Annotated in this window: 13 protein-coding genes; 2 read left to right on the top strand and 11 right to left on the bottom strand. The window is 55.5% G+C overall.

Annotation, left to right across the window (positions count from 1 at the left end; translation table 11 throughout):
• Positions 1-51: 51 nt before the first annotated feature.
• From DWZ82_RS01040 to DWZ82_RS01030, 3 genes are all read right to left on the bottom strand, one after another.
• Positions 52-1413: an NCS2 family permease gene (locus DWZ82_RS01040; RefSeq protein ID WP_118478151.1), complete on the bottom strand. Its 1362-nt coding sequence runs from the start codon at positions 1411-1413 to the stop codon at positions 52-54.
• A gap of 118 nt (positions 1414-1531) precedes the next feature.
• A complete protein-coding gene (locus DWZ82_RS01035; RefSeq protein WP_110435309.1) occupies positions 1532-2056 on the bottom strand; it encodes an adenine phosphoribosyltransferase in 525 nt (174 codons plus the stop codon).
• A gap of 716 nt (positions 2057-2772) precedes the next feature.
• Entirely contained in the window at positions 2773-3147 is a 375-nt protein-coding gene (locus DWZ82_RS01030; RefSeq protein WP_118478148.1) for a DUF4186 domain-containing protein, read from the bottom strand.
• 125 nt (positions 3148-3272) lie between these two features.
• On the opposite strand from DWZ82_RS01030, the gene DWZ82_RS01025 reads away from it, so the two are divergent.
• Positions 3273-5687: an ATP-dependent helicase gene (locus DWZ82_RS01025; protein WP_118478146.1), complete on the top strand. Its 2415-nt coding sequence runs from the start codon at positions 3273-3275 to the stop codon at positions 5685-5687.
• Positions 5684-6094 (top strand): hypothetical protein, encoded by a 411-nt coding sequence (locus tag DWZ82_RS01020; protein ID WP_118478144.1) that lies wholly within the window; start codon positions 5684-5686, stop codon positions 6092-6094. Before DWZ82_RS01025 ends, DWZ82_RS01020 begins: the two co-directional genes overlap by 4 nt.
• 211 nt (positions 6095-6305) lie before the next feature.
• Here the strand turns inward: DWZ82_RS01020 and DWZ82_RS01015 are convergent, their stop codons facing one another.
• From DWZ82_RS01015 to pflB, 8 genes are all read right to left on the bottom strand, one after another.
• On the bottom strand, positions 6306-7013 hold the full coding sequence (locus DWZ82_RS01015; protein WP_243022852.1) for a sigma-70 family RNA polymerase sigma factor: 708 nt from the start codon (positions 7011-7013) through the stop codon (positions 6306-6308).
• Entirely contained in the window at positions 7010-7447 is a 438-nt protein-coding gene (spoIIAB, locus tag DWZ82_RS01010) for an anti-sigma F factor (RefSeq protein WP_118478142.1), read from the bottom strand. The genes DWZ82_RS01015 and spoIIAB overlap by 4 nt, the downstream gene beginning before the upstream one ends.
• Complete coding sequence (locus DWZ82_RS01005; RefSeq protein ID WP_110435314.1) at positions 7447-7767, bottom strand: anti-sigma factor antagonist; 321 nt, start codon at positions 7765-7767, stop codon at positions 7447-7449. Before DWZ82_RS01005 ends, spoIIAB begins: the two co-directional genes overlap by 1 nt.
• 157 nt (positions 7768-7924) lie before the next feature.
• The gene (locus DWZ82_RS01000) at positions 7925-9229 is read right to left on the bottom strand and encodes a bifunctional folylpolyglutamate synthase/dihydrofolate synthase (protein ID WP_158575046.1); all 1305 of its coding nucleotides are present in this window, start codon (positions 9227-9229) and stop codon (positions 7925-7927) included.
• Positions 9230-9432: 203 nt separating this feature from the next.
• Positions 9433-9873 (bottom strand): NifB/NifX family molybdenum-iron cluster-binding protein, encoded by a 441-nt coding sequence (locus DWZ82_RS00995; protein ID WP_110435316.1) that lies wholly within the window; start codon positions 9871-9873, stop codon positions 9433-9435.
• Positions 9870-10688, bottom strand: a complete 819-nt coding sequence (locus tag DWZ82_RS00990) for a P-loop NTPase (RefSeq protein ID WP_117751035.1) — start codon at positions 10686-10688, stop codon at positions 9870-9872. Before DWZ82_RS00990 ends, DWZ82_RS00995 begins: the two co-directional genes overlap by 4 nt.
• A gap of 1149 nt (positions 10689-11837) precedes the next feature.
• Positions 11838-12536 (bottom strand): pyruvate formate-lyase-activating protein, encoded by a 699-nt coding sequence (gene pflA / locus DWZ82_RS00985; protein WP_118478138.1) that lies wholly within the window; start codon positions 12534-12536, stop codon positions 11838-11840.
• A 182-nt stretch (positions 12537-12718) separates the two neighbouring features.
• The gene (gene pflB / locus DWZ82_RS00980; RefSeq protein ID WP_118478762.1) at positions 12719-14947 is read right to left on the bottom strand and encodes a formate C-acetyltransferase; all 2229 of its coding nucleotides are present in this window, start codon (positions 14945-14947) and stop codon (positions 12719-12721) included.
• Positions 14948-15005 lie beyond the last annotated feature (58 nt).

Genomic DNA, 15005 nt, shown 5'->3' with positions numbered 1-15005 from the left:
GGCTGCCGAAGCGAGCTTCGGCAGCCTTCTGCAATCTTTACGATTTCTGAATTAGAGGAAGATATACTTGAGTACGAACAGTACTGCCAGAACGTACATCAGCGGAGCAACCTTCTTGCCCTTGCCGGCTGCAACATTCAGCAGAACGTAGGAGATAACGCCCAGAGAGATACCCTCGGAGATGCTGTAGAACAGCGGCATAGCGATGATGGCGAGATAAGCCGGGATGGACTCGGTCAGGTTGTCCAGATCGAAGTTGATCTCGGTTACGGTGCCTACCATCAGGAAGCCAACCATGATCAGCGCCGGAGCGGTTGCAAAGGACGGGATGGCGGTGAAGATCGGCGCAAACAGCGTGGATACAAGGAACAGGATGCCGGTAACCAGAGCGGTCAGGCCGGTACGGCCGCCGACTGCAACGCCGGATGCGGACTCAACAAAGGTGGTGGTGGTGGAAGTACCCAGAATTGCACCTGCGGAGGTTGCAATCGAGTCTGCCAGCAGAGCGGGCTTGATGCCCGGCAGCTTGCCGTCCTTATCGAGCATCTTCGCCTTGGTGGCAACACCGATCAGCGTGCCCAGAGTATCGAAAATATCGACGAACAGGAACGAGAAGATGACAACGATAAAGTTTACGATGCCGACCGCGCTGAAATCCACGTTGAAGCACTGGCCGAAGGTCAGACCCAGCTTGGAGAAGTCGGTCATGCCCCAGCTCGGGAACAGGGAATAGAAGCCTGCGTCCGGCGTCGGAACGTAAAGGCCGGTCACCTGACAGAGCATGCCGAGGATCCAGGTCAGCAGGATGCCGTACAGGATAGCGCCCTTCATCTTGCGGGTATAGAATACTGCGGTGAAGAACAGACCGATCAGGGTCAGCAGTGCGCAGATGCCTGCGGTGTGGAAATTCTCCGGGAAGCTGATGATGCCGACCAGCGTAGCGGAGTCTACGCACAGACCGGAGTTCTGCAGACCGATGAAGGCAATGAACAGACCGATACCAACCGAAACGCCCTTTTTGAGCGTCAGCGGAATGGCATTGAAGATGGCCTCACGCACATTGGTCAGCGACAGGACGATGAAGAGCAGGCCCTCAATGAATACGGCCAGCAGCGCAACCTGCCAGCTGTAGCCATAGCCTGCAACAACGGTGTACGCCATGAAGGCGTTCAGACCCATGCCGGCAGAGAGCGCGAACGGCAGGTTTGCCATAAACGCCATGCACAGCGTGCCCAGGCAGGATGCCAGGGCGGTTGCCAGCAATACCGCGGTGGTATCCATACCGGTGGAGCCGAGTACGCTCGGGTTTACGGCAAGGATGTACGCCATGGTCATAAAGGTAGTGATACCGGCCATGACCTCGGTCTTGACTGTGGTTTTGTGTTCCGATAGCTTGAATACACGTTCAAACATCGAATAACCCCCTTTTTAATTTTCAGGCTTTCGCCTTGATTACTGTGAAATGTCTTGGGCAACACCGCAAAATTCACTTGCAAATCACTCTTGTTCAATTATGCGGTATTGCCCTTGCTTACTTCCCCTCGTAAGCGACAACCGTCTCCGCCGGACAGGTTTTGATGCGGTCGCGTCCGTGCAGACCCTTGAGCTCCAGCAGGCAGACAACCTTGACGACCTTTGCGCCGAGCTGCTCCAACAGGTGAACAGCCGCCTCAAGCGTACCGCCGGTAGCGATCAGGTCATCGACAACGACGATCTTCATCCCCGGCTTGATGTCATCGCGGTGTACCTCGATGGTCTCCATGCCGTACTCCAGCTCGTAGGACATGCGGGACGTTGCACGCGGCAGCTTGCCCTGCTTGCGGATCGGAATGAATGCCTTATGCAGATTATACGCCATCGGTGCACCGAACAGGAATCCGCGGGATTCCAGACCGGCGATCGCGTCAAACTCCACTCCGTCCAGCAGCGCAGTCATCTCGTCCACCGCCAGATGGAAGCCGTCCGCGTCACCGAGCACGGTGGTAATATCGCGGAAGATAATGCCTTCCTTCGGAAAATCCGGAATGCTGGTGATATACTGCTCAACCTTACTCATGAAACCTCAATTTCCTCCTTGTCCCTGCCGCCCGGCAGAGAATCAATTATTCTGTTTTGTCATTTGGCAAGCAAAACAGCAATACACTTTATATATTATCAAATCGTGTCGTTTGTGACAAGAGATTGATTGTACGAAATGTAGATTTTTTAACATGAAGATTATTGCAACTATACAAATCCTCACCAAATTGTCCACTATCGGATATGGAGCGGGCGCCGTCCGGACGACTGGGCGGTTCGCCGCACCCGCGTCAGCGGGCAACTCGTTGGCCCAGTGGTTACGGACGGCACCTGAGAGTTTTATCTTTAGTACCTCTTACCTTTTATATAACCGCTATTTACTGTAACCATCTGCATCACATTTATTGCGTTCTTCCTATCGCTGTGCTATGCTGTGTATATACCGACTAACCTCGTTTATGATGGGAGGCTACTGTGATGAATCGAAAAAGCGTTATCAATATTCTCTGTGCCCTGTCGGCCATGATTGCTGTCGGAATTGCGGTTTAGATCACTCTGACTGCCCACACACCGCACACGATGGACGATTATATCAACCATCAATACCTGATTGGTGTTTCCAGCGGAATCGCACTCATACTATGTATTATCCGCAGCTATATGCCAAAATAGCAGAAGAGACGCAACTGCGTCTCTTTTTTATTCTATGGAGAGCGGTAAACCGCAAGTCTCTCTTCACTCTCACTCTAATTCTCAATTTTCCATTTCTCTCCTCATCCAGCTCATCAGCATTCCAACGATATAGACCTGCTGCTCCGCCGAAAGCAGCACGCCCTGCGGGATGCCATGCCATTTCGCCAGACAGCCGCGGCAGCAGCAGGCGGTCGCGTGCTGCGCGATGAACACCGGATGCCCGCGCATGGGTGTCTGCTTGCCGTCGTTTTTCGGCGCAGCCGGTGCAAGCCGTTTGGAGACGAAGTCTGCCGCATGGTCAGCAATCGTATTCCATCCCTTATCGCGGATGTACTGCTTGTCCTGCGCCTTCAAATGAAAGCGGCTGCGGAAATTCGAGCGCGAAAGCCGCACGAGCATCTGCGCATAGGTTTCCTGCCGCTGTTGTTCGGTCATAACGGTTCACCTCGCTCTTATTTTACACACGATCCCCTGTCTTAGTCAACGAAAAAAGAACATTTGTTCCGCTCCATATAATATGGTATACTATCTGTGTATCTTCAAACGAAACGAGGAAAACTATGGAACCGACCAAATTTGATATGAAATATGCCGCTGTCCGGCGTGCGATCATCGAACAGCGCTTTTCCAAGTTAAACGACAAGCAGCGCGAGGCTGTCTATCAGACCGAGGGTCCGCTGCTCATCCTGGCGGGTGCAGGCAGCGGCAAGACGACCGTGCTCATCAACCGCATCATCAACATTCTCAAGTTCGGCGACGGACTGGAAAGTGAATTTGCGCCCGACTGGGCGACCGAAGACGATCTTCTGTTCCTGACCGAATACCTGACCGATCCCAAGCCGGAAAACCGCGCCCGCGCGGAGCACCTGTGCGCGATGAATCCCGCCCGCCCGTGGCAGGTGATTGCGATCACGTTCACCAACAAGGCCGCGCGTGAGCTGCGCGAGCGTCTGGAATTTGCCCTCGGTGACGAGGAAGCCGCGTCCGCTGTCTGGGCGTACACCTTCCATACCGCCTGCCTGCGCATTCTGCGCAAGCATGTTGATCTGCTCGGCTTTGAGAGCGCGTTCACCATCTACGATGAGGACGACAAGAAGCGCGTCATTCTCAACGTAATGAAAAAGCTCGATCTCGACCCCAAGGATTTCGATCCGCGAACCGTGATGGGCATGATCTCCCGCGCGAAGGACAAGCTGATGACCCCGCGTCAGTTCAGCGCGGATGCTGCCGGTGACTACTTCCGTGAAAAGGTCGCAGACGTCTACCGCGATTACGAAAAGGCCATGAAAAAGGCCTGTGCACTGGATTTCGACGATATTATCATGAAAACCGTGCTGCTGCTGCAGAACAACCCCGAGGTGCTGGAATACTATCAGCGCCAGTTCCGCTATGTTCTCGTGGACGAGTATCAGGATACCAACTACGCGCAGTATGTGCTCACCAGCCTGCTGGCAGGTTATTATGAGAACATCTGCGTGGTCGGTGATGACGACCAGAGTATCTACAAGTTCCGCGGTGCAACGATCACGAATATTCTGGAGTTTGAAAAGCAGTTCAAGGACGCGAAAACCATCCGTCTGGAACAGAATTACCGCTCGACCGGCAACATTCTGAATGCCGCAAACGAGGTTATCCGCAACAACGTCGGCCGCAAGGGCAAGGAGTTGTGGACCGACCACGGTGACGGTGCAAAGATTCGTCTGCATCGCTCGGACAGCCAGGAGGGCGAAGCCGCCTACATCGCGGATACTATCCGCGATGGCGTGGAGCAGGGCCGGAAATGGGGAGATTTTGCCGTTCTGTACCGCAACAACGTGCTTTCAGACAACATTGCCGCAGCATTCATCCGCGCGGGCATTCCGTACCGCGTGTACAAGGGCCGCGACTTCTTCTCGCGCGCCGAGGTCAAGGACATGTTCGCCTACCTGTGGGTGATCGAAAATCCGGCGGACGAGCTGCGTCTGCGCCGTATTATCAACACGCCTGCCCGCAAGATTGGCGATAAATCGGTCGAAACCGCCATGCAGCTTGCCGTTGAGTACGGCACGACGCTGTATGATGTGGTATGCCATGCCTCTCAGTACCCAGCCCTGTCCCGCGGCGCCGCGGCAATGGAGAAGTTCGGCGAGATGATCGAAAATCTTCGCAAGCTGCGGGAATTTGTTTCGCTTTCCGAGCTGTACGATGAACTGATGGACAAAAGCGGCTACATCCGTGCGCTGCAGCTCAAGGGCGGTGTAGAAGAGGAAAACCGCATTGAGCATATCGAAGAGTTAAAATCTTATATTGTCGATTACGAGGACAAGACCGAAACGCCGTCGCTCGGTGATTTTCTCGAGAACATGGCGCTGTACACGGATGCCGACCAGTCCGGCGAGGACGATGACGCGGTTATCATGATGACCATGCATGCCGCCAAGGGTCTGGAGTTCCCTGTCGTGTTCCTCGCGGGCATGGAAGACGGGCTGTTCCCCGGCTTCCGCGCAATGGAGAAGGACGAGGACATGGAGGAGGAACGCCGCCTGTGCTACGTTGCCGTCACCCGCGCAAAGGAGCAGCTGTATCTCACCTGTGCGGAGCGCCGCCTGCTGTATGGCCGCACGCAGTATTCGCATCCGTCGCGCTTTGTTGATGAGATGCCGGAGGAGCTGCTTGAGAGCAATATCACCGAAAGCCGCCGGTTCTCAAACGCAACTGCACCCGATCCAACGCTTTCCCGTCCGCAGGTGGCGCGCGCGCGGTATGTCTCTGCTGCAAATACTGCGCCGAGCGCGTCGCTGGCCTCGGCAGCTAAAAGCAAGCCGCTGCCGAACTTTGCCGCCGGTGACCGCGTGTTCCATAAGGCCTTCGGCGATGGACTGATCGTATCGGTAAAGCCGATGGGCGGCGATGCCCTGCTCGAAATCGCCTTCGACCAGAAAGGCACCAAGCGGCTGATGGCCAAGTCGGCCGGACAGTTTATGCACAAATTATGACCAAACGACAGGAATTCTGCCTGGCGCTGCACCATCTCGCGCTCACGTTTTTCGTGATATGTGCGCTCCCGCTGTGGTATCTCACGGGGATTTTATCCGATGTTCCACCGGATGTCAGTGCAGGCGCACTGCATGCAGGCCGCCGCCAGCTCGCGATTCTGTTTGCGGTATTTACCGTTATTTTTCTTATCGGTATGATTGTATTCCGATTGGGGCGACTGCCGCGCAGTAAATTTCAGATTGCGGCGCTGATCGTGCTTCTGACACTCGTCAGCTTTCCGTTTCTGCTGTACTGCTCGATTGCAGCTGAATTACGGCTCGGCCGAGTGATACTTGCGGTTTATACAGCGTATCTGGTTGAAATCTGTGTGATGATGGGGCAGATTTTACTGGCGAAAGCAGGTTGATAAGGCTGCCCTCAGCCCGCCGTTTGTAAATCATTTGCAGATGTGTAACCGTAGGGGCGCACAGTGTGCGCCCACAGCATTGTCAACCGAGCGCGGGAGCACACTGTGCTCCCCTACGATTACATCCATTCTCCATCCTCCATTTTCAATTCTCCATTTATCATACCGATATGCACATGCAAAAAGGAGTTCTCTCACGAGAACTCCTTTTTCACTCTCTCAGCATTTCCCTCAGCTTCTCTATGGCGCGTTTTTCGATGCGCGAGACCTGCACCTGCGACACACCGACGATGCGGCTGACTTGCTGCTGCGTCAAATCACGCGAATAGCGCAGACTGAGCACCTGCCGGTCGCGCTCGGGCAAGTCCTGCAGTGCGTCATGCAGCGACAGATGCAGGCAGGTTCTCTCCTCCATTCCCTCGTCACCGACCAGATCACCTAAGCGTCCGCCGCCGGACAGCTCCCGCTCGAACGAGTCCACCGACACGTCCGCCTGCTCGCAGGCCGCTACTTCCTCGACCGTCAATCCGGCGGCCTGTGCCAGTTCTGATACAGTCGGTGACCGTCCGTTCCGGCTCTCCCAGTCGCTTTGCAGGCGGCGCACACGAACCGCGCGTTCCTTGACCGCCCGGCTGACCTTGACCGCACCGTCGTCCCGCAGAAACCGCCGAATCTCACCCGCGATTTTGGGCACCGCATAGGTAGAAAACTCGTTGCCGAGCGACACATCGAAACCGCGCACGGCCTTGATGAAGCCGACACACGCCAGCTGATACAGATCGTCCGGCTCGGTGCCACGCCCGTAATACCGCCGCGTGATCGACCAGATTAAACCGCTGTTGTCCTCGATCAGCCGCGCTTCCGCATCCCTGTCGCCCGAAGCCGCCTGCTCGAGCAGCGTGCGCATTTCTCCGGTCACGTCTGCCGCTCCTTCAGCACCTTGACCATCGCAACCAGCGTTCCCTTCCCCGGCGTGGAGCGCACGCGCATTTTGTCCGTGAATGTCTCCATGATGGTAAATCCCATGCCGCTGCGCGTGTCGTCGCCCGTGGTGAACATGGGCTGGCGCGCCTGCTCGACATTCTCAATGCCGCATCCGGCGTCCTTTACTTTCAGTTCTAGGGCTCGTCCCTCGAACAGCCGCACCGTGACCGTGATAAATCCACATTTGTCCGCGTAGCCGTGCACAATGGCATTCGTCACCGCCTCGGAGACCACGGTTTTGATGTCGCCAAGTTCCTCCATCGTTGGGTCCAGCTGCGCAACAAACGCGCCGACCGCCTGCCGCGCAAACGCCTCGTTGACCGAATGGCTCTCGAATTTCAGGCTCATTTTGTTGATGACCGCCCGCATTATTCCTTCCCCCTTTCAAAAACCATCACCTGCGGCAGACCGGCCGCCTCAAACACCCGCATCGGCTGCGGCGGTGTGCCGCGCACCGCAAATTCGCGTCCGCTGCGGGCACAGGTGCGGTACAGGTGCAGGACGACCGCCAGACCGGAGCTGTCCATAAACGTCAGCTCGGACAGGTCGAGCACCAGCTTTTCGCATGGAAACAGCACCAGCAGATCCTCGGTCTGCTCGATCGCCGCCCGTGCTGCATGATGGTCCAGTTCACCGGTGTACACCGCGATCAACGTGCCCTCCTGCCTTCTCTGCGTGATTTGCAGCATATATGTCACCTCGAAATCAGCAAAATATTACCTCTTATTTCGCATGGTACCCCGCCCTGCGATATACCAAACAATATACCTATTGAAAACAACTGACACAAAAATAAAAGGCTTGTACTTTCAAAGTACAAGCCTTATTTTACCTGTTTATTCCATTTTAATCTGTCGCTTTCGGTCGCCCGCGCAAAATCTTCTCGCACTCACCGATGAGGTACAGCGAACCGCAGATAAGAATACAGTCGTTCATCTTCGCATGCTCCAGCGCAAGCTCAATGGCGTGCTCGGCGGATTCGCATTCGTACACGCGCTTGCACGACTGCCGCGCCAGCTCTGCAATCGTGTGTGCATCCAGCGAACGCTCACCCGCATCCGGCACACAGGCGTAAAAGTCGTCCGCGCGGCTGGCTACCTCGTGAACACAGGTTTCGTAGTCCTTGTCGCGCACCATGCCCATCACAACGTGCAGCCGCTTCATCTTGAGCAGCTCATCCACCGCGTGACACAGGGCATCCGCGCCTGCGGCATTGTGTGCGCCGTCGAGCAGGATGAGCGGCTGATCGACCACGCGTTCCAGCCGGCCTGCGATACGCGCCCGCGCCAGACCGCGCACGGCGGCTTCGGTCGGAATGCTCCAGCCGCGCTCACGCAGTGCGTTCAGCGCCCGCAGAGCCGTCCGCGCATTCTGCAGCTGATGCCGTCCGGGCATGGCAATGGTGTAGCCCTGCGCCTCGTACACGAACGCCGAACCGCCGATGTCACACCGCAGTACGCGGCAGTCCTCCGCTCCGCCGAACCAGACAGCGCCCGCCGCGTCGCAGGCACGGCGCAGCACCCGCTGTACATCGTTCGGCTGACCGTCCGCGCAGACAACCGCCGTACCCGGCTTGAAAATACCTGCCTTCTCGGCCGCAATGACCGCCGTTGTGTTGCCAAGCACCGCCATATGGTCGAGCGAAATCGGCGTAATAACGCAGACCTCCGCATTTTTGATGACATTTGTCGCATCACAGCGGCCGCCCAGACCGGTTTCGAGAACCACAATGTCGCATTCCTGCTCAACAAAGAAGAGGAACGCCAGTGCGGTCGTAAACTCAAACTCGCCGATAGTCTCACCCTCGGGCAGTGTAAGCGATTCACACGCCACCGTTACCCGTTCACACAGGCGCGTCAGATCGTCGTCCGAGATCATCACACCGTCCACGCGGATGCGCTCGTAAAACTGCACCAGATACGGCGAGGTATACAGTCCGGTGCGCAGTCCGGCCGCCTGCAGTGCCGAGGCGATCATGCACGCGGTCGAGCCCTTGCCGTTCGTGCCCGCAAGATGAACAAACTTCAGCCTGTCCTGCGGGTTTCCCAGCGCCTCGCACAGCGCCTTGATGCGGTGCAGACCCGGCTTGCCGGAAAATCTGCCGAGAGAGTGTATGTATTCGATTGCCGTTTTCGGATTTTCGGTATCCATAATAGCTTCTTTCCTTATATTATAATGATACATTTGATTATAACACAGTTTCATCAAATTGAGAATGGAGAATGAAAAATGGAGAATTACCTTTCCGCAAAAGGAGCGGCACTCGCTTCATCTTAACAATCATTTTCTATTCTCCATCCTCAATTCTCCATTAAAACCATAAAAACCACCGAAATTCGGTGGTTTTTATAGTTTTACTTGATCTCCTCGACCGGAATCTGCTTGAGCAGCTCGCTCGGACCGCAGCCGGAGCACTTGGCACAGTCGTGCATGCATGCCATCGGATCGTCCGGATCTTCCTCACGGCCGATCTCGAGGATGGTCGGGTCACCCTGCTTTTCACCGACGAGGAACTTTGCAACCGATTCCTCCGCCGAGCCTTCGCAGCCGGGCACGAGCAGCACGCCGAGCATCTCGAGTGCGTTGCGCGTTGCCAGACCGAGCGAACCGCAGATGAGCACGTCGATCTGCTCCAGACCGGCGAACTTGATCAGGTCGGTCGCGGATGTGCCGGCAATCCCGGCAATGCGCTTGCCGACCGGTTCCCGGCCCTCGGTGGTGATAATGAGCACCTCACGGCAGTCGCCCAGATTCTTGGCGATCCGGCCGTTTTCATATGCTACGCCAATGTTCATAACAGACCCTCCACGGTCTTAAGCGCACCGGAAAGCTCGTCCGGCAGCTTTGCATCCTCGATCTTGCCTGCGTCAACCGCCGCAGCCAGCTTCGGGTCGATCGGCAGCTTGGCCAGAACCGGCAGCTCATAGTGCGCGGCTACCTCGTCAATGTGGCTCTCACCGAACACCGAAATGTGCTTGCCGCAGTCCGGGCACGCCAGATAGCTGTAGTTCTCCACGATGCCGAGCACCGGAATGTTCATCATCTTCGCCATCTTAACCGCCTTGCCGACGATCATGGAGACCAGATCCTGCGGCGAGGTGACAACGATGATGCCGTCCACCGGCAGGGACTGGAATACCGTCAGCGGTACATCGCCCGTTCCGGGAGGCATATCGACAAACAGGAAGTCTACGTCGTCCCATACAACGTCCGACCAGAACTGCTTGACGGTCTCCGCGATGATCGGACCGCGGTAAATAACCGGATCGTCCTCATGCGGCAGCACCAGATTGATCGAGATCATCTGTACGCCGCCTTCGCTGCGTGCCGGAAGAATGCCCTCCTCGCAGCCCTCGAGCTGACCGTGTACGCCGAAAGTCTTGGGGATAGACGGACCGGTGATGTCGGCATCCAGCACACCGCAGGAATAACCCTTGCGCGTCATGCCGACCGCCATCATCGAGGTGAGCAGGCTCTTGCCTACGCCGCCCTTACCGGAAACAACGCCGATAACCTTTTTAACAGAGGCCGCCGGATTGGCTGCAACCTTGAGGCTCTTTTCGCCGCCGCAGTTAGACGAGCAGCTATCGCAATTATGCGAGCAACCCATAAAAAACAACTCCTTACCTATATATCTTGCCTAAAAAACAGTATACCCTAAAAAAGCGTTTTCCGCAAGCATAGCACCGGCTTATTTATTGACAAATGCCAAAAACAGAAAAGCACCGCTGTTTCGTGGGGGAACGAAACAGCGGTGCTTTCGGTTAATAACACAAATTGAAAAAAGGGAAAAAGAGAAATGAAAAAAATCGGATGACGTCAATGCGGGATTTGCGGCTCTCCCTCACTGACAAGTACAGTATACCGTCTTTTTATGCCGAATGTGTGAACGAAATTTGAATATGCTGTGAAGGATATGAAAAGAAAACAGCATATCGTCCAAACCGCAGTTTGGCAGCCAAAAGAGAAACGCCCTGTTTCCCGGGGGAAGGAAACAGGGCGTTCTCGTTGATGCAAATGAAAAGAGTTTAAGAAAAGGTGATAAAATCAAAGAAAAGAGGTTGTCAGCTTGAGAAAAGGGGGAACTCTTACTGACACCTATAGTATATCGCGCAGACACCCTTTAATTGTGAACAAATCGTGAACAGACCTTGAAATATTTTTAACAATGTAAACAAGTACCCTGCTTAACCATTTCAAAGATACTCCGAGACAGGAAAACACCCCGGCTCCGTGGGGGAAACGGAACCGAGGTGTTTTCGATCATTTCACAAAATAAAGGGGGTAAAAGAGAAATAAAAGATTGTAGATGACTATCGATTGGGGATTGCGGCTTCCCTTATCGACAATGTTAGTATACCGCACTTTGCTTCAAAATGTGTGAACGAATTTTGAACAGAATTTGAAAGGTTTGTGTACTGCCGAAAGCCCGGTTTCGGACAGGAAAACACCCTGCCTCCGAGGGGGAACGGAAACAGGGTGTTTTCGGTCATTTCACAAAATAAAGGGGGTAAAAGAGAAATAAAAAAAATCAGTAGGCTGTGTCGTTCGGGATTGCGGCTTCCCTCATCGACAATGTTAGTATACCGCACTTTGCCGCAAAATGTGTGAACGAATTTTGAACAGAATTTGAAAGGTTTGTTTCTAAGGCAACACCGCATAATTGAACAAGAGAGATTTGCGAGTAAATTTTGCGTACTGACAAGACGCGGTGTTGCCTAAAGTTCATAATTTGCCGCTTGATTCCCGTTTTACCGTGTTACAGCTGTGCGACCATGGTTTTCAGGGCATCCGGGTTCATGGCAGGCGTGTCCTTCAGCGGAAACTCCAGACCGAGCCGTTCATATTTTTCCATGCACAGCTTGTGGAACGGCAGAAACTCCAGCTTTTCAAAGTTGGGATAGCTTTCCGCCTTGGCTTTGACGCGGTGTAAATGGTCCATACCATCGGTCAGACCGGGCACGACCACATGCCGAATCCACAGCGGCACGTTTTTCATCGCGGTCAGCTGCAGGAAACGCTCAATCTGGTCGAAATCCGCGCGGCAGTTCTTGAGATAATCCGCTTTAGTGAGGAATTTCAGGTCGCACAGAACCAAATCCGTGTGCGCGAGCACCTTTTCCGCTTTGGAGAGATTGCCCACGCCGGAGGTATCGAGCGCGGTGTGTACGCCGTGCTCATGCAGCTTGGCGAAAAACTCCTCAACAAATTCGGCCTGCAGGAGCGGTTCGCCGCCGGTGACGGTTACGCCGCCGCCATTCTTCCAGTACGGACGAAACCGGAGAGCCTTGCGGACCAGCTCGTCCACGTCGGTCGGTGTGCCGCCTTCGGTCAGCCAAGTATCGGGATTATGGCAATAGACGCACCGCAGCGGGCAGCCCTGCATAAATACGACGTATCGCACGCCGGGGCCGTCCACCGCGCCGAGGGACTGAATGGAATGAATGTTTCCGATCATATTGCCACTTTCCTTTCTATTCGGGAAAAATAAATGGCTCCGTGGCTTTGCCGCGGAACCATACCTCTGCCCGCGCCGCGGCGGCGCGTCCTCGTCCGCTGTGCGGGCGAGAGGGGGTTATCCCAAACGGTTTCGCAAGGAACCGGTTGGGTATCTAAGGGGGACAGCGTCCCCCTTAGAGGTTAAATCGCCTCGTGGAAGGTACGCGAAATAACCTCACGCTGCTGCTCGCGGCTCAGCTTGTAGAAGTTGACCGCGTAGCCGGAAACACGAATGGTCAGGTTCGGGTACTGCTCCGGATGCTCGTAAGCCGCCATCAGGGTTTCACGATTGAGCACGTTTACGTTCAGGTGATGCGCGTTCTGCGCGAAGTAGCCGCCCATGATGGCAACAAGGTTGTTCACCTGCTCCTCATCGGTCTTGCCGAGCGCACCCGGCGTGATGGAGAACGTGTTGGAGATACCATCGCGGCAGTAGGTGTAGCTCAGCTTTGCAACCGAGTTGAGCGATGCCAGTGCGCCGGAAACATCACGGCCGCTCATCGGGTTTGCGCCCGGTGCCAGCGGTTCGCCGTGACGGCGACCGTCCGGCGTGTTGCCGGTCTTTTTGCCGTACATTACGTTGGAGGTGATGGTCAGGATGGACAGCGTATGAATTGCGCCGCGGTACAGCGGGAACTGCGTCAGTGCCTGATAGAACTTCTCGACCTGCTCACACGCGATGCTGTCCACGCGGTCATCATCGTTGCCGAACTTCGGGAAATCGCCCTCGATCTCAAAATCCACGATAATGCCGTTCTCCGGATTACGGATGGGCTTTACCTTGGCATACTTGATCGCGGAAAGCGAATCTGCCATGCAGCTCATGCCCGCAATGCCGAACGCCATCAGGCGGCGAACCTCGGTGTCATGCAGCGCCATCTGGCTCTTCTCGTAGGCATACTTGTCGTGCATATAGTGGATGGTGTTCATCGCGGAAACGTAGGTCTTAGCCAGCCACGGACGGTAGAAGTCCATGCGGCGCAGAACCTCCTCATAATCCAGCACATCGCCGTCCATGACCGGCATCTCCGGGCCGACCTGCTCGAACTTGTTCTCGTCACGGCCGCCATTGATCGCCATCATCATCAGCTTTGCGATGTTGGCACGCGCACCGAAGAACTGCATGTCCTTGCCGACGCGCATCGCGGATACGCAGCACGCGATGGCGTAATCATCGCCGTAGTACGGACGCATAACGTCGTCATTCTCGTACTGCAGGGCATCCGTGTCGATGGATACCTTTGCGATGAACTTCTTCCAGTTCTCCGGCAGGTTTTCGCTCCACAGAACGGTCAGATTCGGCTCTGCGGCAGCGTTCAGGTTGTACAGGGTGTTGAGCATGCGGTAGCTGTTCTTCGTAACCATGTGACGGCCGTCCTCACCGATGCCGCCGACTGCCTCGGTAATCCACATCGGGTCGCCGCCGAACAGCTCGTTGTACTCCGGCGTACGCAGGTGACGCGCCATACGCAGGTGCAGAACGAAGTCGTCCATGATCTCCTGCGCCTCGGACTCGGTCATGAGACCTGCCTTGATATCGCGCTCAAAGTAGATATCGAGGAAGGTGGAGGTGCGGCCAAGGCTCATTGCGGCGCCGTTCTGCTCCTTGATGCCGGCCAGATAGCCGAAGTACAGCCACTGAACGGCCTCCTTTGCGTTCTCCGCCGGACGGGTGATATCAAAGCCGTAGGACGCCGCCATTGCGATCATGTCCTTGAGGGCCTTGATCTGGTCGCTCAGCTCCTCAGCGCAGCGGATTTCCTTCTCGGTGGTCGGCACATCGCCAAGCGCATCCTTGTCTTTCTGCTTCTCCTCGATCAGACGGTTCACGCCGTACAGTGCCACGCGGCGGTAGTCACCGATGATGCGGCCGCGGCCGTAAGCATCCGGCAGGCCGGTCAGCAGACCAACGTGACGCGCTTCACGAACGTCCTTGGTGTATGCGGAGAATACGCCGTCGTTGTGGGTCTTGTGGTACTTGAACTCCTCTTCGATCTTGGGAGAAACCTCATAGCCGTACTGCTTGCACGCATCACGGACCATGCGCATGCCGCCGAACGGATTGCATGCACGCTTGAGCGGCTCATCGGTCTGCAGGCCGACAATTACCTCGTTGTCCTTGTCGAGATAGCCCGGGCCGAACGCCGTGATGGTGATAACGGTCTCGGTGTCGATATTGCGGACACCGCCCTTTTCGCGCTCCTCCGCGAGCAGTGCATCGAACTTCTCACGCAGCGCAGTCGTGCGTGCGGTAGCCGGAGCCAGAAAAGCGCCGTCACCATCATACGGGGTGTAATTCTTCTGGATAAAATCGCGGACGTTGATCTCGTTTTCCCAGTTGCCGCCATTAAAGTTGTTCCATGCGTTCATGTTCTTTTCCTCCTGTTTGTGCTGTCTGCTGTCCTTTTTTATGGTAACAAAAAAGGAC

It is taken from the genome of Butyricicoccus sp. AF35-5AC, assembly GCF_003477715.1.
GTDB classification, from domain to species: domain Bacteria; phylum Bacillota; class Clostridia; order Oscillospirales; family Butyricicoccaceae; genus Agathobaculum; species Agathobaculum butyriciproducens.
The sequence above is the reverse complement of the archived record's forward strand: the minus strand, read 5'-3'. Positions and strand labels throughout refer to the sequence as shown.

What these genes read in the sequence shown, in the direction of transcription:
- DWZ82_RS01040 (WP_118478151.1), bottom strand. Translation starts at nt 1,413, where the DNA reads ATGTTTGAACGTGTATTCAAGCTATCGGAACACAAAACCACAGTCAAG.
- DWZ82_RS01035 (WP_110435309.1), bottom strand. Translation starts at nt 2,056, where the DNA reads ATGAGTAAGGTTGAGCAGTATATCACCAGCATTCCGGATTTTCCGAAG.
- DWZ82_RS01030 (WP_118478148.1), bottom strand. Translation starts at nt 3,147, where the DNA reads ATGACCGAACAACAGCGGCAGGAAACCTATGCGCAGATGCTCGTGCGG.
- DWZ82_RS01025 (WP_118478146.1), top strand. Translation starts at nt 3,273, where the DNA reads ATGGAACCGACCAAATTTGATATGAAATATGCCGCTGTCCGGCGTGCG.
- DWZ82_RS01020 (WP_118478144.1), top strand. Translation starts at nt 5,684, where the DNA reads ATGACCAAACGACAGGAATTCTGCCTGGCGCTGCACCATCTCGCGCTC.
- spoIIAB (WP_118478142.1), bottom strand. Translation starts at nt 7,447, where the DNA reads ATGCGGGCGGTCATCAACAAAATGAGCCTGAAATTCGAGAGCCATTCG.
- DWZ82_RS01005 (WP_110435314.1), bottom strand. Translation starts at nt 7,767, where the DNA reads ATGCTGCAAATCACGCAGAGAAGGCAGGAGGGCACGTTGATCGCGGTG.
- DWZ82_RS01000 (WP_158575046.1), bottom strand. Translation starts at nt 9,229, where the DNA reads ATGGATACCGAAAATCCGAAAACGGCAATCGAATACATACACTCTCTC.
- DWZ82_RS00995 (WP_110435316.1), bottom strand. Translation starts at nt 9,873, where the DNA reads ATGAACATTGGCGTAGCATATGAAAACGGCCGGATCGCCAAGAATCTG.
- DWZ82_RS00990 (WP_117751035.1), bottom strand. Translation starts at nt 10,688, where the DNA reads ATGGGTTGCTCGCATAATTGCGATAGCTGCTCGTCTAACTGCGGCGGC.
- pflA (WP_118478138.1), bottom strand. Translation starts at nt 12,536, where the DNA reads ATGATCGGAAACATTCATTCCATTCAGTCCCTCGGCGCGGTGGACGGC.
- pflB (WP_118478762.1), bottom strand. Translation starts at nt 14,947, where the DNA reads ATGAACGCATGGAACAACTTTAATGGCGGCAACTGGGAAAACGAGATC.